Genomic DNA, 18,628 nt, shown 5'->3' on the forward strand with positions numbered 1-18,628 from the left:
ACCTGCTGGAGCAGAACATCGACGTCCGCGTGATCCAGGTGCTGCTCGGTCATGCCAAGCTCGACACCACGGCACTCTATACCCGCGTCGCCACCAAGACGATCAGCGAGGTCATGAGCCCGCTGCAGCATATCGCGCTCAAGCTCAAGGAGATAAGGCCGAGCGGCTGATGCGGCGCGCATGTCGCATTTGGCTTTGGAGGTTACGGATATCTTCCGCAGCCATGGTCCGGCTTGGCGTCAAGCCCATGCCGGCCATGTCAGCCTCGATCAGTTGAAGGTCATGTCGGCGATCGAGCGCTGCCGTACGGCAGCCCTCGGCGGCCATGTCGCGCGCTGCGCGGACCGTGCCTATCCCACCATTGCCTACAACTCCTGCCGCAACCGGCACTGCCCGAAGTGCCAAGGCGCCGCCGCGAAGGACTGGCTTGCCGACCGCGAGGCCGACCTGTTGCCGGAGCCGTACCCCAACGCGAGTAGGCGGGACCGCTCGCCTTTATCGTATCTTAGGACCGCGTTTTTGGCCTTTGGTTCCTCGCCTGGACGAGTGATCGCACCGCAACAGACGGGCGATCATTCCTTCGCCGATTTCACTGGCGGACCACCCTGTACCGTATCTCGAAGAGTACGAGCAAAGAAATCGCGAGCTATCGCATCCAGGGCTGCAGAGATTTGTTCGCCGGATTCTCGCGGGGTGGCAGGCTCGACGTCGAGTCTGTCGGCCTCGCGAATATAGTCCATGGATAGCTCGCGCAAGCGCTGGACTTCAGAGTCATCCGGTAACGGCGCGATTTGAGCCAAAAGGTATCGTGCACGCGCGCGTGCGCGCTCGCTTCGAGAACCATTCATGATGGCCTCCAACGGGATTTGCATCTGTGAGTTTTCTGATCAGATCCCTCTGCCCGAACAATAACATTCGGAATGGGAAGGAGGCCCTTGAGATCGGCTCGCTGAGATCAAGTAGACTCAACGCGGGCTGCTATGTCGTGTTCCTGACATTGCGCCGATTTTAGCCGATCAATGCTTGTTAACGGCGACCTAGGTTAGAGCTCCCGCTTCGCCGCGGTTGTGCAGGCTCTGGTACTGTGATTTCACGGCTTCGTAGCACTCGCAGGCCGCATCTTGCAGCCCCTCAAGGTTGGTGATCTGGATTTTGCCCCGGGTGTATTTGATGATCCCCGCCTTCTGAAGGGTGTGCGCCACCACCGTCACACTTGTTCGACGGACACCCAACATCTCCGCTAAGAACTCTTGCGTGAATAGAAGGGTGTCACTTTGTGATAGGTCTCGCGACCTGAGCAGCCAGCGGCAAAGGCGGGCGTCCACATGATGCGCCGCCATGCAGGCAGTGGATTGCTGCGCCTGCGCGTAAAGGACCTGCTCATGTCTGATCAGCAGCGAAAGAAGCGGCTGGCTCTGCATGGCTGCACTCCTGAGCCCCGCCAGGCTGCAAACGACCGCCGCGCCGCTCAGCTGGATCACCGCCCGGCTTAGCGAGAACTTGCCATCGAGCGCGGCTGACGCGCCAACTACGCCGTCTCGGCCAACCATCGCGGCCTCTACCGCCTGGCCGCTCGATAGCGCGACTACGATAGAAATGACCGCGCTTGTCGGGAAATAGGTCGCCTCGATGCTACCGCCCGCCTCGAACAACACCTGCTCCTGTTCGAAATGCGCGAGCTTGAGGTGAGGTTGAAGGGCAGCCAGATCGCCCGGCGAAAGCGATGCAAGAAGGAAGTTGTCCCTGTGCGGCATATTGCGCTCCCTCGGTTGTGGCGGGAGCGCAGCGAGCTCTCAGTCAGCGGCGCGCCAGTGGCCTGCCGTCAATGGCCCGACGGTACGCCTAAACGCAGATAAAGCGAGGCTTTTTTGTCCCCGGCCAACCAGCGAGGCCATGTGTCGGCCTTGGGTCAGCGGACTAAAACCGCTCGCGCGGTAGGGCGCCGCGGCTGGCGACGAAGCCAAGACGATAGCGCAACGGGGCGGACTGTCTTGAGATCGAGGGGTTCGACAGGTGCGCGGCTTTCGGCTGCATCTGGCATCGAGCGGCGCCGGCGCGCCAAAGATCAACGCCACCGTCTTGGCGCTGCGGTTCCTCTTCAATGTGACGCTGGATCGCCCCGACCTCGCCAAGCATCTGGCGTTCATGCACGAGCCGCGCAAGGTACCGGTGGTGTTGAGCCCCGAGGAGGTTGCGCGTTTTCTGGAAGCGGCGCCGAGCGTCAAGTACAAGGCGGCGCTGAGTGTCGGCCTACGGTGCGGGGCTGCGTGTTTCCGAGGTCGTCTCGCTGAAGGTATCCGATATCGACTCCGAGCGCATGATGCTGCGCGTCGAGCAGGGCAAAGGCCGCAAGGATCGCCACGCGATGCTTTCTCCCGTGCTGCTCGAACGTCTGCGCAATTGGTATCGCATTTCCCGCCCACAGGGCTGGCTGTTTCCCGGACTGAAGCCGGCCAGCCCGATGACGACACGCCAGCTCACGCGCGCCTGCCACGCTGCGGCCGACATGGCCGAGATTACCAAGCGGGTGACGCCGCACACCTTGCGCCACAGCTTCGCGACCCACCTGCTCGAGCAGAACATCGATGCCCTCGATGTGGGATATCTGGGTTGGTGGTTGAAGCCGCCGGCATCCCATGAGCGGCGATGATGGCATCATGCCACTGTTTTGCCCGACGCATCAAGTTGATTTCGTAAAATCCGTAGATGCCGGTGAGCAAGCCATTAAAATCGCTATCACCGCTACTGTGCATGGGGTTGTTTTCGCTGTTTTGTTGTGAGCTCGCCGGGCCTGACCCCACCGGTTCTAGTGTCCGCCGAGATAGGCGGTGATCAGCCGGGGATCGTGGATGAGGTCCTTGGCAGGGCCGGACTGCACGATCTCGCCGGTCTCCAGCACATAGCCGTAGTCGGCCGTCTCCAGTGCGGCCCGTGCATTCTGCTCGACCAGCAGGATCGAGACGCCGAGGTCGCGCAGGGACGCGATGGTGCAGAAGATCTCGCGCACGATCAGCGGTGCAAGACCAAGGCTCGGCTCGTCCAGCATCAGCAGCTTGGGCTTGGCCATCAGCGCGCGCCCGAGCGCGAGCATCTGACGTTCGCCGCCGGAGAGTGTGCCGGCGGCCTGACGCTGGCGCTCCTTCAGGCGCGGGAAGCGGTCATAGACCTCATCCAGCGTCTTCCGGACGCCCGAGCGGTCGCGTAGGCTGTAGGAGCCCAGCAGAAGGTTGTCGGCAACCGACATGTCGGAGAACAGCTCGCGCTTTTCCGGAACGAGGCAGAGCCGGCGCTCGACGCGATCCTCGACCGACATTCTTCCGATATCGCCGCCCTGGAAGACCATGCGGCCGCGCGAGGCGAGCAGCCCGATCGTCGCCATCAGCAGCGTGGTCTTGCCGGCACCGTTCGGGCCGATGACGGTGACGATCTGTCCTTCTTCGACCGACAGCGACACGTTACGGACGGCTTCGACATTGTCGTAGCAGACGGTCACATCCGTCATGGAAAACATCCCGCTCACGCGACGCCTCCGAGATAGGCCTCTTGGACGCGCTCGTCGCTGCGGATCGCCGCCGGTGCGCCCTCGCAGAGCTTGGAGCCGAAATCGAGCACCACGATGCGATCGACCAGCGACATCACGAACTCCATGTCATGCTCGACGATCAGGATGGTCAAATTGTCGGCCCGCAGCGCCTGCAGCAGTTCCGCAAGCCGCAGCTTCTCCTGGCGTCGAAGGCCCGCCGCCGGCTCGTCGAGCACGAGCAGGGTCGGGTCCGCGGCCAGCGCACGCGCGATCTCCAGGATGCGCTGATTGCCGAGCGGCAGATTGCCGGCGAGCTCGAACGGCTTGTCACCGAGCCCGACGCGCTCGAGTTGCATCAGCGCCTCGTGCCGGGTGCTGGCTTCCTCGTGCTGGTTGAGGCGGAATGCGCCGGCAAATAATCCTGTGCCGGTGCGGGCGTAGGTGCCGAGCATGACGTTCTCGAGCAGGCTCATGCGGGGCCTGAGTTTCACATGCTGGAAGGTCCTGGCGATCCCGGCCTTGGCGATGCGCGACTGCGCGTCGCGCGTGATCGGCCGCCCTGCGAAGACGATCTCGCCCTTGTTGACCCGGAGCGCGCCGGTCAGGCAGTTGAACATCGTGCTCTTGCCGGCGCCGTTCGGGCCGATGACGGCGAGGATTTCGCCAGCTCGCACCTCGAAGCTGACATTGTTGACGGCGACCAAACCGCCGAACCGGCGCTCGGCGCCTTCGACCTTCAGAAGCAGCTCGCCCGGCGCCGGTTGTGCGCGGCGGGGCAGGGGCGGGGCTGGTTGCGGGCGCTCGCGCCGCACCTTCGGCAGATAGCGCGCGACGAATGGCACGATGCCTTGCCGCGCCCATTGCAGGAACAGGATGAACAGGGCGGAGAAGGCGACGATCTCGAGCTGGCCGGACGCGCCCTTGGCGATCAGCGGCAGATAGTCCTGCACGCTGTTCTTGAGCAGCGTGACGACCGCGGCGCCCACGACGCCGCCGAGCAGGCTGCCGGCGCCGCCGACCATCGACATCATCAGATATTCGATGCCCATGCCGGCATCGAACGGACCCGGGCTGATGAAGCGGCTCATATGGGCGTAGAGCCAGCCGGAGAGTGAGGCGAGGGCGGCCGCGATCACGAAGGTCACGAGCTTGATCCGGAAGGCGTTGATGCCGAGGCTTTCGACCAGCGTGTTGCCGCCGCGCAGTGCCCGCATGGCGCGGCCGAGCCGCGAGTCCAGCAGGTTGTAGCCGAGGAACAGAACCGCAGCGACGATGCCCCAGATCAGGAAATAGATCTGAGAACTGGAGACCAGCGCGAACGAGCCGAAGCTGATCGGCGGGATCGAGGAGATGCCGTTGAAGCGGCCGAGTCCCTCGACATTGCCGAACAGGAAGCCGATGGCAAGCCCCCAGGCGACCGTCGAGAGCGAGAGGAAATGGCCCTGAAGCCGCAGGGTGACGACACCGAGGATCGCCGCGACACCGCAGGTCAGCGCCACGCCGAACACCAGGCCAAGCCAGGGCGAATAGCCGTTGAGCGCCGAGACCCAGGCGGTGGCATAGGCCGCAACGCCGACGAATGCCGCCTGCCCGAACGACACGATGCCGCCGACGCCGGTGAGAAGCGCAAGGCCGATAGCAACGAGCGAATAGATGCCGATGTAGTTCATCAGCGTGATGCTGAACGGGCTGAGGGCGAAGGGCGCCAGAACAAGGCCCACCACTGCGGCCAGCGCCGCAAGCTGAACATGGAAGCGCGTCATTCCTCGATCTCCTCCTCGGAATGCAGCGAGGCGAGGGATCGCCAGATCAGGACCGGAATCAGCAGCGAAAACACGATGACGTCCTTCAGCGCACTGCTCTCGAAGGACGCGAAGCTTTCGAGGATGCCAACGCCGACCGCGCCGATCGCGGCTCCAGGATAGCTGGTCATGCCGCCGACGATGGCGCCGACGAACGCCTTGAGGCCGATCAGGAAGCCGGAATCGTAGAACACGGTGTTGACGGGCGCGATCAGGATGCCGGAGACGCCGGCCATCAGCGAGCCGAGCAGATAGGCGATGGTGCCGGCGCGCGCGGGCCGGATTCCCATCAGGCGCGATCCGGTCCGGTTGACGGCGGTGGCGCGCAGGGATTTTCCGACCAGCGTAAAGTCGAAGAAGAGGTAGAGAAAACCGCTGAACACGAGCGCCGCGATCACGATCAGCATGGTCTGCCCCGAGATCAGGACGCCGGCGAACTCCGTCGAGAACGACGTCAGCGGTTCGGTTCGAACCCCCTCAGGTCCGAAGAACAAGAGGCCGAGGCCGACCAGCGCGAAGTGCAATGCGACGGAGACCGTCAGCAGCAAGAGCACGGTGCCGTCGGCGATCGGGCGGAAGACGATCCGGTCGAGCAGCGGGGCGATCGGCGTGATCAGCATCAAGGCCAGCACGAGCCGGACGGCGAGGGGCGGATCCATCCGCATGGTCAGCCAGGCGGCGCCCACCACGGCGAAGGGGAGCACGAGATAGAAGAGCAGCGCGCGCGGCAGCAGGCGAAGCTCGCCATTGCGCATGAGCGAGATGATTTCGATCAGGGTCGCAAGGCAGGCCAGGATCACGACCAGCGCGCCCGTTCCCGGAAAGCGCTTGGCATCGAGCGCGGCAAGCGTCAGCGCGGTGAAGGCGGCGATGTCGCCAAAGGGAATGAAGATAACTCGCGTCACCGTGAAGATGAGGACGGTTCCGATCGCCACCAACGCATAGACTGCGCCGGTGGCGATTCCATCGATCGCAAGGATGGCTGCGATGTCGCTCGTCATGGAGACGCCGTTCCCCCGTTCTGACTATCTGCGCTTACGGTGCGTACTTCCAGGCGCCGCCGGTGAGGCGGACGACGACCAGCGAACGCTCGTCGACGCCGGTCACGGCGCCGGGCTTGAAATTGTAGACCGCATGCACGCCCGGCAGCTCCTTGGTGCTGAGGATCGCATCGCGGAGCGCCGTGCGGAATTCGGCCGTGCCTGGCTTTGCGCTCTTCAGCGCGCGCTCGGCGGCGTTGGCGAAGATCAGCCAGGCGTCGAAGGAATAGGCCGAGAAGCCGTCGGTGGTCGGAATATTATGGGTCTTCTGGTAGACCGCGCGGAAGTCCAGCGCGATCTTTTTGGCGAAGTGATCGTCGGGAAGCTGCTCGGCCACGATCACGGGGCCGGCGGAGACCTGAATGCCTTCGGCCGCCTTGCCCCCCACGTTCACGAAGTCCGGATTGACCAGCGCCACGGTGCCGTAGGTGTTTCCCTTGAAGCCGCGCTCGGCGAGGCTGAGCAGCGGCAGCGCGCCTTGCGTGCCCGAACCGCCGTCCAGCACGGCATCGGGACGCGCGGCCATCACCTTGAGGATCTGCGCGGTCACCGAGGTGTCGGTACGGGCGTAGCGTTCGTTGGTCTGGATCTTGATTTCGCCGGCCGCTTCAGCCGCCTTGGCGCCGTTATAGACGAGGTCGCCCCAGGCGTCGGTGAAGCCGATATAGCCGATGTTCTTCATGCCGTCGCGCTTCATGCGGTCGGCGATGATCTTGACGAGGAGAGAGGCCGGCTGCGGCACCGAGACCACCCATTGCTCGGGCGTTTCAGGAAGCTTGCCGATCGGCGACACCGCGATCATCGGCACCTTCAGCTCGCTCGCGACCGCCGCCATGGCGATGGTCGACGGCGCGGTGGCGGTCCCGATCAACAGGTCCACCTTCTCTTCTTCCACCAGCTTGCGTGCGTTGCGGGTCGCAGCCGACGGATCGGAGCCGTCGTCGAGCTGGATCAGGCGGATGGTCTCGCCGTTGATCGTCTTCTTGTATTCATAGGCGGCGTTGATGCCCCGGCCATAGGGAATGCCGATCGAGGAGCCGTTGCCGCTCAGCGACGTGACGAAGCCGATGGTGATGTCGGCCTGCGCCGCCGGCGCTGCCAGGACGCCGGCGGCAAGTGCGAGGAAGCTCAGAGTCTTTCGCATGTGCGTTCTCCTCCGTTGATGCTGGGTACGACAAATCGATTGAAAGCAATGCTGCAGCGCCAAAGGCCGGGCGCGGCCGAGAAGAGTTCGCTCGGCAAGGCGTCAGCAACCATGGCGACGCGTGCCGCTCAAATCGCGGGCCCATCGGCGGAAACCGGCGGGCGCCACTCGACGTAATGGGAAGTGATTGCCGCAGCCGCGATGCGCGACCAACGATGCTGCTGCCGGCTCTTCAAGCCCGACGACTGTCCACGCGATCGAGTTTCTCAAAATCGGTGCCCTGCAACATCATTGTCTTGGCCACCGGCTGCGGCCGATGGAGGATTACTTAAAGCCTAAAGTATTCCTGGCGGGCCCGTCAACACGTGTCACGGCACCGTCAGAAAAAAATGTCGTTGCATACAATTCCATCAGACTTCGCCATTTCCTTGATCTCTTTGCCCCGCCGAAAGGGCGTCCTCGCCGCGTTGCGAGAGCGTTGTCCGTCGGCGCTGCCGCGCACATTTGACGGTTCAATTAGTTTATGGTTGAAATATATCGTGGCAGCCGACGGCCGATCCTCCGATGGATCGCTCGAGGAGAAGGACGATGCGCATCTTCTGGCAGAGCTTCGTTGATGCGAGCGTGAATGCGCCCTACATGGCGCGGCTATCCGATTACCTCAATACGATCGCGGCGCCCGGGACGACAGTGTATGTCGAAGGGATTTCGCCGCCGGACCGCGAGTTCGGACGGCTCGCCGAACTGCGCTGCGCAGTCCAGGCCATCGACAATGGCATTGCGGCCGAGGAGGGTGGATTCGACGCCTTCGTCATGGGCCATTTCCAGGATCCCGGCCTCTACGAGCTTCGTTCCGCGCTCGCCATTCCCGTGATCGGGACCGGCGAGGCGACGCTGCTTGCGGCCTCGCAGCTCGGCCGGCGCCTCGGTCTCGTCACGCTCGATCCGGTTTTCGAAGTTTGGCACTTTGAGCAGGCCGAACGTTACGGCCTCGGAGACCGCGTCGTTCACGTGACCGGCATGGGCTGTAAGCCCGAGGATTTTGCCGAAGCGTTCGCGGGCGATGAGGCGGCCCAGGCCCGCATGATCAGGGATTTCGTCACCTGCGCGCTGCCGCTGACGGAGCGCGGCGCCGATGTCGTGATCCCCGCAGGTGTCCTTCCCGGTCTCTTGATCGGGCGCGAGCATGGTCTGAAGGTCGGGCACGCGCCCGTCGTCAATTGCGCGGCCGTCGCGCTCAAGAGCGCGGAGATGTGGGTGCAGCTCAAGCGCCTCAATGGCACCGAGCCCAGCCGCGGGCCAAGCTTCAGTCGCGCCAGCGACCTCGCCCGCAGCGATTTTCGCGCAATGCTCGCCCGCAACAAGCGCTAAGGCGCAGCACCGAATTTTGGAGACCAAGGCATGATGACACCCGAGAAGGTCCTGTACGAGACAGAGGTGACGGCCACCGGTGGTCGCGACGGCAAGGCCGTAAGCGCGGACGGTCTGTTGTCAGTCTCGCTGTCCGTGCCGAAATCGATGGGCGGTCCCGGCGGCGAGGGGACCAATCCGGAGCAGCTCTTTGCGGCCGGCTATGCCGCGTGCTTTCTCGGCGCGGTCAAGCTGGTGGCGCGCACACGGAAGATCGTGCCGTCCGCGAAGCCGTCGGTGACGGCGAAGGTCGCGATGGGGCCGGTCCCCGTCGGCTATGCGCTCGCCGTCGAATTGAAGGTCAACCTGCCCGGGGTCGAGAAAGCCGTCGCCGAGGAAATCGTCGCCGGTGCGCATGAGCGTTGTCCCTATTCGAACGCGACCCGCGGCAATATCGAGGTCAGTCTGACAGTGATCTGAGGCGAGCGACCGGTGAAGAAATCCCAGCGTACACCATACGACGGCATCGTGATCGCAGCTCCCGTCACGATTCCCTATGTGCGCTATTCCATCGAGAGCGCGCAATGGTGGATCGGCCGCGCGCTCGGCGCGCTGGTCGGGGAGGCCGGCATCAAGGCCTCCGACATCGACGGTCTCTGCGTCTCGAGCTTCACCATGGGCACCGACAGCGGCATTGGGCTGACGCAGCACTTTGGTCTTTGCGTCCGCTGGCTCGACACGATCCCGCTTGGCGGCGCCAGCGCCATCGCAGGCTTGCGGAAGGCTGCGCGCGCAGTCCAGGCCCGCGACGCCGACATCGTCGCCTGCGTGGCGGGCGACACCAATCATGTCGATTCCTTCCGCCTGACGCTCGAGAATTTCTCGCGCTTCAACCAGGATGCCGTCTATCCTTACGGCACGGGCGGCGCGAATGCGAGCTTCGCGCTGATCGCGCGAAACTACATGCGGACCTTCGGGGTTACGCGCGAGGACGTCGGCAGGATCGCGATCGCCCAGCGCGCCAATGCGCTGCGCAATCCGCACGCCCTGATGAAGGCGCCGCTGACGCTCGAGCAGTACCTGGCGGGCCGGCCGATTTCCGATCCAATTCACCTCTTTGATTGCGTGATGCCTTGCGCGGGGGCGGAAGCCTTTCTGGTGATGCGCGAGGAGACCGCCGCATCGCTCAACCTGCGCGCGGCGCGATTGCTGTCGACGATCGAGCGGCACAATGCCTTTGCCGACGACCCGATGCAGGTGCGCGGCGGCTGGGCGATGGACGTCGGCGAACTCTATGCCATGGCCGGCGTGAAGCCCGACGATCTCGACATTGTCCAGACTTACGATGACTATCCCGTCATCACCATGATGCAGTTCGAGGATCTCGGCTTTTGCAAGAAGGGTGAGGGCGCCGAATTCGTCCGTGCGCACGATCTCACCATCAACGGCGACTTCCCGCACAATACCTCCGGCGGGCAGCTCTCCGTCGGGCAGGCCGGCGCCGCCGGCGCCTATCTTGGTCTCGTCGAGGGGCTGCGGCAGGTGCTGGGAGCCGCGGGTCCCACGCAGGTCAGCAATGCGCGCCTCGGCTTGGCCTCCGGGTTCGGTATGATCAATTATGACCGCGGCCTCGCCTCAGGTGCCGCAATCTTTGCAGGGCCTTCACGATGATCGATCCGATCAAGCCGCCCCGCCGCAAGAACCCGCTGCTGCGGACGCGGCTTCCGGCATCGCCCCCGAGGCCGCGCAGCCGGACATCGCACGGCTTCACGCGGGCGGCTGCCGAGGGGCGCTTCATGCTCCAGCGTTGCGAGGCCTGCGGCGCATTCGCTTACCCGGCGCGGGAGGCTTGCCCCTCCTGCCTGTCGGCTGACCTTGCGTTTGCGGACGCGCCGCGCCGCGGCGTCCTTCTTGCCGAGACGACGGCGCGTGTGCCGAGCGATGTCTATTTCCGCGAACGGGCGCCCTGGCGGATCGGTCTCGTCAAGATGGATTGCGGTCCGACGATCGTTGCGCATCTTCATGCGGACTGTGCCGAGGGCGCACCAGTCCGCATGTCGTTTCAGCTCGACAAGAGCGGTCAGGCGGTGGCCTTTGCCCGACCCGAGGGGGAGACTCCCAACATGGCAGACGACAGGCAGTGGCGGGAAATGACGGCCGACCCGAAATTCAGGCGGGTGCTCGTCACCAACGGCCGCAGCGTGATTGGTCAGGAAGCCGTCGTTGCCCTGAAGGCCGCGGGCGCCAAGACCGTGTTCGTTGGCGTGGCTGAACCCTGGCGGCCGTTTGCCGGCGAAGACCTGCTGCGCCGGCAGGAGGGGGTTGAGGTCGTCACGCTCGATGCGGCCGACGAAAAATCTGCCGCCGACCTTGCCGCCGACATCGGCGGCAAGGTGGATATCCTCGTCAATACGACGGAGTATGTGCGGGCGGGCGGCCTACTCGACCGCAAGGGCACGAGCATCGCGAGGGACGAGATCGACCAGACGTATCTCGGCTTCATCAATCTCGCCCAGGCCTTCGGGCCCGCCATGCGGTTGCGCGGCGCTGACGGCGTCAACAACAGCGTCGCATGGGTCAACATCCTGTCGGTCTATGCGCTTGCGAACTGGCCGGCCTTTGGCGCCTATTCGGCCTCGCAGGCCGCGTGCCTGTCGCTGTCGCATTGCCTTCGCGCGGAGCTGCGGCCGGGGGGCATCAAGGTCATGAACCTTTTCACGGGGCCGGTCGACACCGAGTGGTTCCAGACCGTGGCGCCGCCGAAGGTGGCGCCGCGCGCGATCGCGCAGGCGATCGAGTCGGGGCTGAAAAACGGGCTTGAAGAAATGTATGTCGGGGATGTTGCCGAGGAGGTCCGGCAACGTCTCGCGGCCAATCCGAAAGCGCTCGAGCGCGAGCTCGACAGGTGAGGGACGGATTTCAACCAAGCCGGAGGACGTGACTATGCAAAGCAAGAATCTCCTGGAGCTGGCCGGTGCGATTTCTTCCGGCGCGGTCCGCGTCGTCGATCTGGCCTTTACGCTCAGTCCGGACTTTCCGGTCATCGTGCTGCCGCCCGAGTTCGGCCAGGCGGCGCCGGTGCGTATCCAGGAAATCTCGCGATATGATGGCCGCGGCCCGGCCTGGTACTGGAATAACGTGACGTTCGGCGAACACACCGGCACGCATTTCGACGCGCCGATCCACTGGTTCACCGGCAAGGACCTGCCGAACAATGCCGTCGACACGATGCCGGCCAAGGACATGATCGCTCCGGCCTGCGTCATCGACTGTTCGGCGGAGGCCGCGCAGGATGCCGACTTCGTGCTGACGGTGCCGATCGTCGAGGCCTGGGAAGCCAAGCATGGACGCATCCCGGCGCGCCACTGGGTGTTGCTGCGAACCGACTGGTCCAAGAAGGGCTGGCGCGACTATTCCAACCTGAAGGACGACGGCGCACACACGCCGGGACCGAACCCCGCCGTTATGAAGTGGCTGGTGGAAGAGCGCGGCATCATCGGCTTCGGCACCGAGACCATCGGCACCGATGCTGGCCAGGCCGGACATTTCGAGCCGCCTTATCCCGCGCATCACTTCCTGCATGGCGCGGGCCGCTACGGCCTGCAGTGCCTTTGCAATTTGGACCAGCTTCCGGCCACGGGCGCCGTCATCGTGGCTTCACCCCTGAAAATCCAGAACGGGTCCGGCAGTCCGCTCCGGGTCATCGCACTGGTTGGGGCGAACTGACCAAGGCATGGCGCTTGCCGAACGAGACAACAGAAGAAACCACTGACGAAAGATAGGTGCCATGAACTTGATGAAGAGCCTGTTGGCTTCCACCGTTCTGCTTCTTGCGGCGCCGCAGATTGCACAGGCGGAGATTCTTGTCGGCTTCGTCACCGGCCTCAGCGGGCCGGTGTCGTCGATCGGGATTCCGAATGGGAAGGGAATCGCGGCGGGCCAGGCCTATGTCGGCGAGGTCGGAGGCGAGAAGCTCCGCATCATTCAGCTCGACGACGGCTCCGATCCGACGGCGTCGGCGCGCAACGCACGCAAGCTCGTCGAGCAGGAGAAGGTCGACATCCTCATCGGCACCTCAGGCGCGCCCCAGACCCTCGCAATGGCGACCGCCGCGATCGAGATGAAAATCCCGATGATCGCGGTATCCCCGATCGCGCCGGTGCCACCGGGCAATGGCGGTCCCTGGGTCGTGCAGACGCCGCAGCCGACGCCGTTGCTCGTCCAGGGCATCGTCGATCACATGAAGGCCCATGGACTGAAGACGGTGGCGTTCATCGGATTCTCCGATGCGTTCGGCGATCTCATGTACAATTCGCTCGAGCAAAGTGCGAAGGCGGCCGACATCAAGGTCGTCGCGAATGAGCGATATGCGCGATCGGACTCTTCGGTAACGGCCCAGGTGCTGCGCGCTCTCGCCATCCGCCCCGACGCCATCATGCTCGGCGGCACCGGCACGCCCGGCGCATTGCCGGTCATCGCCCTGTCCGAACGGGGATACAAGGGACCGCTTTACGGCAATCACGGGCTCATCAGCGCCGATTTCCTGCGCCTTGCCGGAAAGACCGCCAATGGCATCATCTGTCCGACCGGGCCGGTGACCGCGGCCGAGCAATTGCCCGCCAGCAATCCGATCCAGAAGATGGCGCTGGATTTCCGCTCGGCCTTCGAGAAGGCGAATGGCGAGGCTCCGACGGATTCGTTCTCGTCGTACTCCTTTGACGGTTGGCTGGTGTTCGTCGACGCCGCCAAGCGTGCGATGGCGACTGGCGCCAAGGCGGGTACGCCGGAATTCCGCACCGCGCTGCGCGAGGCGCTGTTCACGACCAGGGACGTGGTGGGGACGCAAGGCATCTACACCTATACGCAGGCGGATCGGCACGGCGTCGACGCCCGTGCGCGCATTCTGGTTCAGATCGAGGACGGCAAGTACAAGCTGCTGCCGTGACTGAGGCGCCTATGGCAAAGTCCGGCGCGCTATCGGGGGCCAGGGACGGCGCTGCGGCCCCGGCCTGGGCTCGCGCGGTCGAGCTGTTTCCACCATCCGACCGGATTCTCTCCACCATCCTGACGCGGCAGGCCGAACGTTACGGCGATCGTGTCCTGCTTGTCGCGGGAGAGACGCGCTGGACCTACGCGCAGACGGCGGCGGTTGCCGCCGCATCGGCGCGGACGCTTGTCGACGCCGGGATCAAGCCCGGCGACCGGGTCGCCCTGATGTGCTCCAACCGGCCGGAGTTTCTTCAAGTCTATCTCGGATGTGCCTGGCTCGGTGCGATCGTGGTGCCGATCAACATGGCGCTGCGCGGCTTCCAGCTCTCCCACATCTTCCGCAATTCGCAACCCTCTCTCCTCGTCGTCGAAGCGTCGTTACTTGCTGCGATCGACACGGTCGACGCAGATGTCGAGCTTCCCTCACAGACCTGGGTGATTGGAACGGCCGCCGAGACAGGCTGCGCGAAGATCGCGCCGGTCCCGCTGCCCGCTCTCGGGGACCAAGCAGCCGCCAGCCTCGTGCGGCCCGGCGATACCGTGGCCATTCTCTACACGTCCGGCACCACGGGCCCGGCCAAGGGTGTGTGCTGTCCGCAGGCGCAATTGTTCTGGTGGGGCATCTACTCGGCGCGCGCGTTGGGCATTCGTGAAGGCGACGTGCTGTTCACGACGCTGCCGCTGTTCCACACCAACGCGCTGAATGCGTTCTATCAGGCTGTCCTGAACGGGTGTACTTACGTGCTCGAGCCCAAATTCTCCGCTTCCGGCTTCTGGGCTGCCGCGCGACGGCATGATGCGACCGTCGGCTATCTGCTCGGCGCCATGGCCTCGATGCTGCTGGCGCAGCCAGGGACCGAAGACGACAGGGCGCATCGCCTTCGCGTTGCACTTGGCGGCGGCGTGCCGCCGCAGATCCACGCGCCGTTTTTCGAGCGGTTCGGCGTGCCGCTGGTCGATGGTTATGGATCGACGGAGACCAATTTCGTGTTCGCGGGCGCAATTCCGTCCGACCGCCCAGGGACGATGGGATATCTCGCTGACGGCATCGAAGCCCGGATCGCCGATGCCGATGATGCCGAGCTTCCCATTGGACGGGCGGGAGAGTTGCTGCTGCGCGCCAGCGAGCCCTTTGCATTCGCGACCGGGTATTTCGGCATGCCGGAGAAGACGGTCGAGGCTTGGCGAAATCTCTGGTTCCACTCCGGTGATCGCGTGGTCCGCGACTCCGACGGGCATTATCGCTTCGTCGACCGCATGAAGGATTCGATCCGCAGGCGCGGCGAGAATGTGTCTTCGTGGGAGGTGGAGCAGGCGATCCAGTCCCATCCCGCGGTTGCGGCCTGCGCGATCTATCCGCTGCCCTCGGAATTGGGCGAGGACGAGGTTGCCGCGGCGATCCTGCCGGAGCCCGGCCAATCGCTCGCGCCCGTTGACATCATCCGTCACTGCGAAGGCAGGATCGCCTATTTCGCCATTCCCCGTTACGTGCGGATCGTGAAAGAGATGCCGCTGACGGAGAACGGCAAGATCAAGAAGGGCGTGCTGCGCGACGCGGGTGTCACGGCGGATATCTGGGACCGCGAGGCGGCTGGAATCAAAGTGAGGCGTTAACGTCCGGCGCGCGAGCCTTCACGGCTTTTCCAGCGAATCCCTGACGACGCCCTTGAGCTCGTCCAGCTTGCCGATCAATCCGTCGAGCTTGTCAGCGGGGAATCCCGCCAGCAGCTCCGCGAGCCAGGAGCCATGGCTCTTCGCCATGCGCCTGAAGGCCTTTCGGCCCTCGACCGTCATGCAGACGATCTGCACGCGGCGATCCAGGGTCGAGGGCGTGCGGGTGATGTAGCCGTCCTCGACCAGGCGGTCGACGATCGGCGTCAGGTTCCCGGCTGACACCATCAGGCGCTTGGGCAGCTCTCCCAGCACCAGTCCGCTCGGCTCGCGGTCGAGTTGGGCCAGAACGTCGAAGCGGGGCATGGTGAAATCGAATTCCTCGCGAAACCGGCGGCGCAGCTCGCCCTCGATCAGGGTCGTGCAGGCCAGCAACCGGAGCCAAAGCCGTGTCTGAGCCCTGTACTCGGCCTCCTGGTCGGCCCCATTCTTGGGTGAAACAGGCGGGGACTCCTTCGCGAGTGCCAAATCGAATCTCCTGGGAGTGTCTTGCCTGCCGACAACGGACGGCGTCGTGAACAATTCGCAAGATAGTTCGTGCCAAAAGTAAATTCAAGGCTCGGCCGGATTCCCGCCGAGCCGGGTCTGATCTTGCGGTAAACCTGCGGCCAGTCACAAGATTGTAGCGATACGCAGTGGCGACATCAAAAGCCTCCGACAAGCGCCTTGACAATCCGTGCGCCGTCGAAATATTTTATGCTTAAAATAATTTGCGGACCGGCATTCTCTAGCGGATGCAGCTCGGCAAATGGCGCGGCGCGCGAAAGCGAGGGATCATGCGCATAGTCTGTATCGGCGGCGGCCCGGCCGGTCTTTATCTGGGCCTGCTGATGAAGCGCCGTCACCCGGAGCACATCATCACCGTCGTCGAGCGCAACAAGCCGTACGACACGTTCGGCTGGGGCGTCGTGTTCTCGGACGCGATGATGCAGGCGATGCGCATTGCCGATCCCGAAAGTGCGACCGAGATCGAGGAGGCCTTCAATCACTGGGACGATATCGAGCTCGTCTTCAAGGGAACGCGCCAGCGCACGACCGGCCATGGCTTCATCGGTATCGGCCGCAAGCACCTGCTGAATATCCTGCAACGGCGCTGCGAGGCGCTGGGGGTCGAGCTCGTCTTCGAGCGCGACGTCGAGTCCGATCTCGAATTTCCCGATGCCGACCTGATCGTCGCCTGCGACGGCGTCAATTCCAGGATTCGCACCCGCTATGCCGAGCAGTTCCGGCCCGACATGGTGATCCGCCCCAACCGCTTTATCTGGCTCGGGACCAAGAGGGCGTTCGATGCCTTCACGTTCGACTTTCGGAAGACCGAGCATGGCTGGTTCCAGGCGCATATCTACAGGTTCGATGCCGAGACATCGACTTTCATCGTCGAGACCACGGAAGAAGCCTACAACGCCCATGGCCTCGGCGAGCTCGACCAGCAAGGATCGATCGAGTTCTGCGAGAAGATCTTCGCCGAAACGCTCGATGGCGCAAAGCTCCTGACCAATGCCCGCCATCTGCGCGGCTCGGCCTGGCTCAATTTCAGCCGTTTGATCTGCGGCAAATGGAGCGTGTTCAACGGCAAGTCCCATGTCGTGCTGATGGGGGATGCCGCGCACACCGCGCATTTCGCCATCGGCTCGGGCACCAAACTCGCGCTCGACGACGCCATCGAGCTTGCCAACCAGTTCGACCGTCATGGTCACGGCGGCGACAACATCGGCACGGTGCTGGAAGCCTATGAGGAAGTGCGCCGCGTCGATGTCGCGCGCATCCAGAACGCCGCGCGCAATGCCATGGAATGGTTCGAGGTGGTCGGCCACCGCTATGCCGACACACTGGAGCCGCCACAATTCTTTTATTCGATGCTGACGCGCTCGCAGCGGATCAGCCACGAGAATCTGCGCTTGCGTGATCGCACCTGGCTGGAAGGTTTTGAGCGATGGTTCGCCGCGCGTTCGGGAATCGCGGTCAAGGACGGCGAACGCGTGCCGCCGCCGATGTTGACGCCGCACCGCGTGCGTGGCCTTTCGCTCGCGAATCGCATCATGGTCTCGCCGATGGCGATGTATTCGGCGCAGGATGGGCTCATCGACGACTTCCACATCGCCCATCTCGGCGCTCGCGCCATGGGCGGTGCCGCGCTGATCTTCGCCGAGATGACCTGTGTCTCGCCGGATGCGCGGATCACGCCGGGCTGCCTCGGGCTCTGGAACGACGAGCAAGCGGCACAATGGCGCCGGCTGGTCGATCTGATCCACCGCCTCGGACACGCCAAGGTCGGCATCCAGCTCGGCCATGCCGGACGGAAGGGATCGACCAGGCTTGCATGGGAAGGCATCGATCGGCCGCTGGAGACCGGCAATTGGCCGCTGATCTCGGCCTCGGCGCTGCCCTATCTGCCCCACAGCCAGCTGCCGCGGGCGATGGACCGCAGCGACATGGGCCGCGTACGCGACGATTTCGTCGCGGCAACCCGCCGCGCGGCCGGGGCTGGCGTCGAGTGGCTCGAGCTCCATTGTGCCCACGGCTATCTGCTGTCGAGCTTCCTCTCGCCGCTGACCAACAGGCGGACCGACGAATACGGCGGCAGTCACGAGAACCGTGCGCGCTTTCCGCTGGAGGTGTTCAAGGCGGTACGCGCAGTTTGGCCGTCCGACCGGCCGATGTCGGTGCGCCTGTCGTGCCACGACTGGACCGAGGGCGGCAACACGCCGGCCGATGCGGCGATCTTCGCCGCGATGTTCAAGGAGGCCGGTGCCGACGTGATCGACTGCTCGTCGGGGCAGGTCTGGAAGGAGGAGCGGCCGATCTATGGTCGCCTGTTCCAGACACCGTTCGCCGATCGCATCCGCAACGAGGTCGGCATCGAGACCATCGCGGTTGGCGCAATCTCCGAGGCCGATCACGCCAACTCGATCGTTGCGGCCGGCCGCGCCGATCTCTGCGCCATTGCCCGGCCCCATCTTGCCGATCCCGCCTGGACGCTGCACGAGGCCGCACGCATCGGCATCACCGCGGTCAGTTGGCCGAAGCAATATGTATCCGCCAAGGGGCAATACGAGACCAATCTGGCGCGCGCCGCGGCTGCGAGCGCGCAGTGAGCGAAGGAGGAATC

Annotated in this window: 18 protein-coding genes and 2 pseudogenes; 12 read left to right on the plus strand and 8 right to left on the minus strand. The window is 64.3% G+C overall.

What is annotated here, in order from left to right; translation table 11 throughout:
* Positions 1–170 (plus strand): annotated as a pseudogene (locus tag YUA_RS52110) (tyrosine-type recombinase/integrase); the annotation flags it as partial.
* A gap of 10 nt (positions 171–180) precedes the next feature.
* Positions 181–465: pseudogene (locus YUA_RS49230) on the plus strand (transposase zinc-binding domain-containing protein); the annotation flags it as partial.
* A 107-nt stretch (positions 466–572) separates the two neighbouring features.
* Here the strand turns inward: YUA_RS49230 and YUA_RS51350 are convergent.
* The 3 genes from YUA_RS51350 to YUA_RS52115 form a co-directional block, all read right to left on the minus strand.
* Entirely contained in the window at positions 573–872 is a 300-nt protein-coding gene (locus tag YUA_RS51350) for a hypothetical protein (protein WP_027535023.1), read from the minus strand.
* Positions 873–1,037: 165 nt separating this feature from the next.
* Complete coding sequence (locus tag YUA_RS0136025; protein WP_027535024.1) at positions 1,038–1,754, minus strand: Crp/Fnr family transcriptional regulator; 717 nt, start codon at positions 1,752–1,754, stop codon at positions 1,038–1,040.
* Between the two features lie 163 nt (positions 1,755–1,917).
* Entirely contained in the window at positions 1,918–2,136 is a 219-nt protein-coding gene (locus YUA_RS52115; protein ID WP_051383567.1) for a hypothetical protein, read from the minus strand.
* Positions 2,137–2,242: 106 nt separating this feature from the next.
* On the opposite strand from YUA_RS52115, the gene YUA_RS52865 reads away from it, so the two are divergent.
* Together YUA_RS52865 and YUA_RS50585 are read left to right on the plus strand one after the other, a co-directional pair.
* The gene (locus YUA_RS52865) at positions 2,243–2,650 is read left to right on the plus strand and encodes a tyrosine-type recombinase/integrase (protein WP_051383568.1); all 408 of its coding nucleotides are present in this window, start codon (positions 2,243–2,245) and stop codon (positions 2,648–2,650) included.
* Positions 2,637–2,780, plus strand: coding sequence for a hypothetical protein (locus tag YUA_RS50585; RefSeq protein WP_156947519.1), 144 nt, complete (start codon positions 2,637–2,639; stop codon positions 2,778–2,780). Before YUA_RS52865 ends, YUA_RS50585 begins: the two co-directional genes overlap by 14 nt.
* Positions 2,781–2,806: 26 nt before the next feature.
* Here the strand turns inward: YUA_RS50585 and YUA_RS0136035 are convergent, their stop codons facing one another.
* Genes YUA_RS0136035 through YUA_RS0136050 form a run of 4 tightly spaced genes read right to left on the minus strand, consistent with a single transcriptional unit; the run spans position 2,807 to position 7,509 of the window.
* On the minus strand, positions 2,807–3,520 hold the full coding sequence (locus YUA_RS0136035; protein ID WP_027535025.1) for an ABC transporter ATP-binding protein: 714 nt from the start codon (positions 3,518–3,520) through the stop codon (positions 2,807–2,809).
* Positions 3,517–5,286, minus strand: coding sequence for an ATP-binding cassette domain-containing protein (locus YUA_RS0136040; RefSeq protein ID WP_027535026.1), 1,770 nt, complete (start codon positions 5,284–5,286; stop codon positions 3,517–3,519). Before YUA_RS0136040 ends, YUA_RS0136035 begins: the two co-directional genes overlap by 4 nt.
* On the minus strand, positions 5,283–6,326 hold the full coding sequence (locus YUA_RS0136045) for a branched-chain amino acid ABC transporter permease (RefSeq protein ID WP_027535027.1): 1,044 nt from the start codon (positions 6,324–6,326) through the stop codon (positions 5,283–5,285). Before YUA_RS0136045 ends, YUA_RS0136040 begins: the two co-directional genes overlap by 4 nt.
* Before the next feature lie 34 nt (positions 6,327–6,360).
* Positions 6,361–7,509, minus strand: a complete 1,149-nt coding sequence (locus YUA_RS0136050) for an ABC transporter substrate-binding protein (protein WP_027535028.1) — start codon at positions 7,507–7,509, stop codon at positions 6,361–6,363.
* A gap of 588 nt (positions 7,510–8,097) precedes the next feature.
* Here YUA_RS0136050 and YUA_RS46105 point away from each other — a divergent pair.
* The 7 genes from YUA_RS46105 to YUA_RS0136090 all read left to right on the plus strand — a co-directional run bounded on the left by YUA_RS46105 (position 8,098) and on the right by YUA_RS0136090 (position 15,462).
* On the plus strand, positions 8,098–8,880 hold the full coding sequence (locus YUA_RS46105; protein WP_035972641.1) for an aspartate/glutamate racemase family protein: 783 nt from the start codon (positions 8,098–8,100) through the stop codon (positions 8,878–8,880).
* 30 nt (positions 8,881–8,910) lie between these two features.
* Complete coding sequence (locus YUA_RS0136065) at positions 8,911–9,339, plus strand: organic hydroperoxide resistance protein (protein WP_084293099.1); 429 nt, start codon at positions 8,911–8,913, stop codon at positions 9,337–9,339.
* A 12-nt stretch (positions 9,340–9,351) separates the two neighbouring features.
* A complete protein-coding gene (locus YUA_RS0136070; protein ID WP_027535030.1) occupies positions 9,352–10,530 on the plus strand; it encodes a thiolase family protein in 1,179 nt (392 codons plus the stop codon).
* A complete protein-coding gene (locus YUA_RS46110) occupies positions 10,527–11,768 on the plus strand; it encodes an SDR family NAD(P)-dependent oxidoreductase (RefSeq protein ID WP_027535031.1) in 1,242 nt (413 codons plus the stop codon). Before YUA_RS0136070 ends, YUA_RS46110 begins: the two co-directional genes overlap by 4 nt.
* Positions 11,769–11,802: 34 nt before the next feature.
* Complete coding sequence (locus YUA_RS0136080) at positions 11,803–12,585, plus strand: cyclase family protein (protein ID WP_027535032.1); 783 nt, start codon at positions 11,803–11,805, stop codon at positions 12,583–12,585.
* Positions 12,586–12,646: 61 nt separating this feature from the next.
* Positions 12,647–13,804 carry an ABC transporter substrate-binding protein gene (locus YUA_RS0136085; RefSeq protein ID WP_027535033.1) on the plus strand — a complete coding sequence of 386 codons (1,158 nt, stop codon included), beginning with the start codon at positions 12,647–12,649 and terminating at the stop codon, positions 13,802–13,804.
* Positions 13,805–13,815: 11 nt separating this feature from the next.
* The gene (locus tag YUA_RS0136090; protein ID WP_051383570.1) at positions 13,816–15,462 is read left to right on the plus strand and encodes an ATP-dependent acyl-CoA ligase; all 1,647 of its coding nucleotides are present in this window, start codon (positions 13,816–13,818) and stop codon (positions 15,460–15,462) included.
* An 18-nt stretch (positions 15,463–15,480) separates the two neighbouring features.
* Here YUA_RS0136090 and YUA_RS0136095 read toward each other — a convergent pair whose 3' ends face one another.
* Positions 15,481–15,987 carry a MarR family winged helix-turn-helix transcriptional regulator gene (locus tag YUA_RS0136095; protein ID WP_027535035.1) on the minus strand — a complete coding sequence of 169 codons (507 nt, stop codon included), beginning with the start codon at positions 15,985–15,987 and terminating at the stop codon, positions 15,481–15,483.
* Positions 15,988–16,295: 308 nt separating this feature from the next.
* On the opposite strand from YUA_RS0136095, the gene YUA_RS0136100 reads away from it, so the two are divergent.
* Complete coding sequence (locus tag YUA_RS0136100) at positions 16,296–18,614, plus strand: bifunctional salicylyl-CoA 5-hydroxylase/oxidoreductase (RefSeq protein WP_027535036.1); 2,319 nt, start codon at positions 16,296–16,298, stop codon at positions 18,612–18,614.
* Positions 18,615–18,628 lie beyond the last annotated feature (14 nt).

It is taken from the genome of Bradyrhizobium sp. WSM3983 (genome assembly GCF_000473045.1).
Taxonomy (GTDB): domain Bacteria; phylum Pseudomonadota; class Alphaproteobacteria; order Rhizobiales; family Xanthobacteraceae; genus Bradyrhizobium.

Excerpts from the sequence above, each read along its gene's own strand:
- YUA_RS51350 (WP_027535023.1), bottom strand. The coding sequence starts at position 872 with ATGCAAATCCCGTTGGAGGCCATCATGAATGGTTCTCGAAGCGAGCGC.
- YUA_RS0136025 (WP_027535024.1), bottom strand. The coding sequence starts at position 1,754 with ATGCCGCACAGGGACAACTTCCTTCTTGCATCGCTTTCGCCGGGCGAT.
- YUA_RS52115 (WP_051383567.1), bottom strand. The coding sequence starts at position 2,136 with ATGCTTGGCGAGGTCGGGGCGATCCAGCGTCACATTGAAGAGGAACCG.
- YUA_RS50585 (WP_156947519.1), top strand. The coding sequence starts at position 2,637 with ATGAGCGGCGATGATGGCATCATGCCACTGTTTTGCCCGACGCATCAA.
- YUA_RS0136040 (WP_027535026.1), bottom strand. The coding sequence starts at position 5,286 with ATGACGCGCTTCCATGTTCAGCTTGCGGCGCTGGCCGCAGTGGTGGGC.
- YUA_RS0136045 (WP_027535027.1), bottom strand. The coding sequence starts at position 6,326 with ATGACGAGCGACATCGCAGCCATCCTTGCGATCGATGGAATCGCCACC.
- YUA_RS0136050 (WP_027535028.1), bottom strand. The coding sequence starts at position 7,509 with ATGCGAAAGACTCTGAGCTTCCTCGCACTTGCCGCCGGCGTCCTGGCA.
- YUA_RS46105 (WP_035972641.1), top strand. The coding sequence starts at position 8,098 with ATGCGCATCTTCTGGCAGAGCTTCGTTGATGCGAGCGTGAATGCGCCC.
- YUA_RS0136065 (WP_084293099.1), top strand. The coding sequence starts at position 8,911 with ATGATGACACCCGAGAAGGTCCTGTACGAGACAGAGGTGACGGCCACC.
- YUA_RS46110 (WP_027535031.1), top strand. The coding sequence starts at position 10,527 with ATGATCGATCCGATCAAGCCGCCCCGCCGCAAGAACCCGCTGCTGCGG.
- YUA_RS0136080 (WP_027535032.1), top strand. The coding sequence starts at position 11,803 with ATGCAAAGCAAGAATCTCCTGGAGCTGGCCGGTGCGATTTCTTCCGGC.
- YUA_RS0136085 (WP_027535033.1), top strand. The coding sequence starts at position 12,647 with ATGAACTTGATGAAGAGCCTGTTGGCTTCCACCGTTCTGCTTCTTGCG.
- YUA_RS0136090 (WP_051383570.1), top strand. The coding sequence starts at position 13,816 with ATGGCAAAGTCCGGCGCGCTATCGGGGGCCAGGGACGGCGCTGCGGCC.
- YUA_RS0136100 (WP_027535036.1), top strand. The coding sequence starts at position 16,296 with ATGCGCATAGTCTGTATCGGCGGCGGCCCGGCCGGTCTTTATCTGGGC.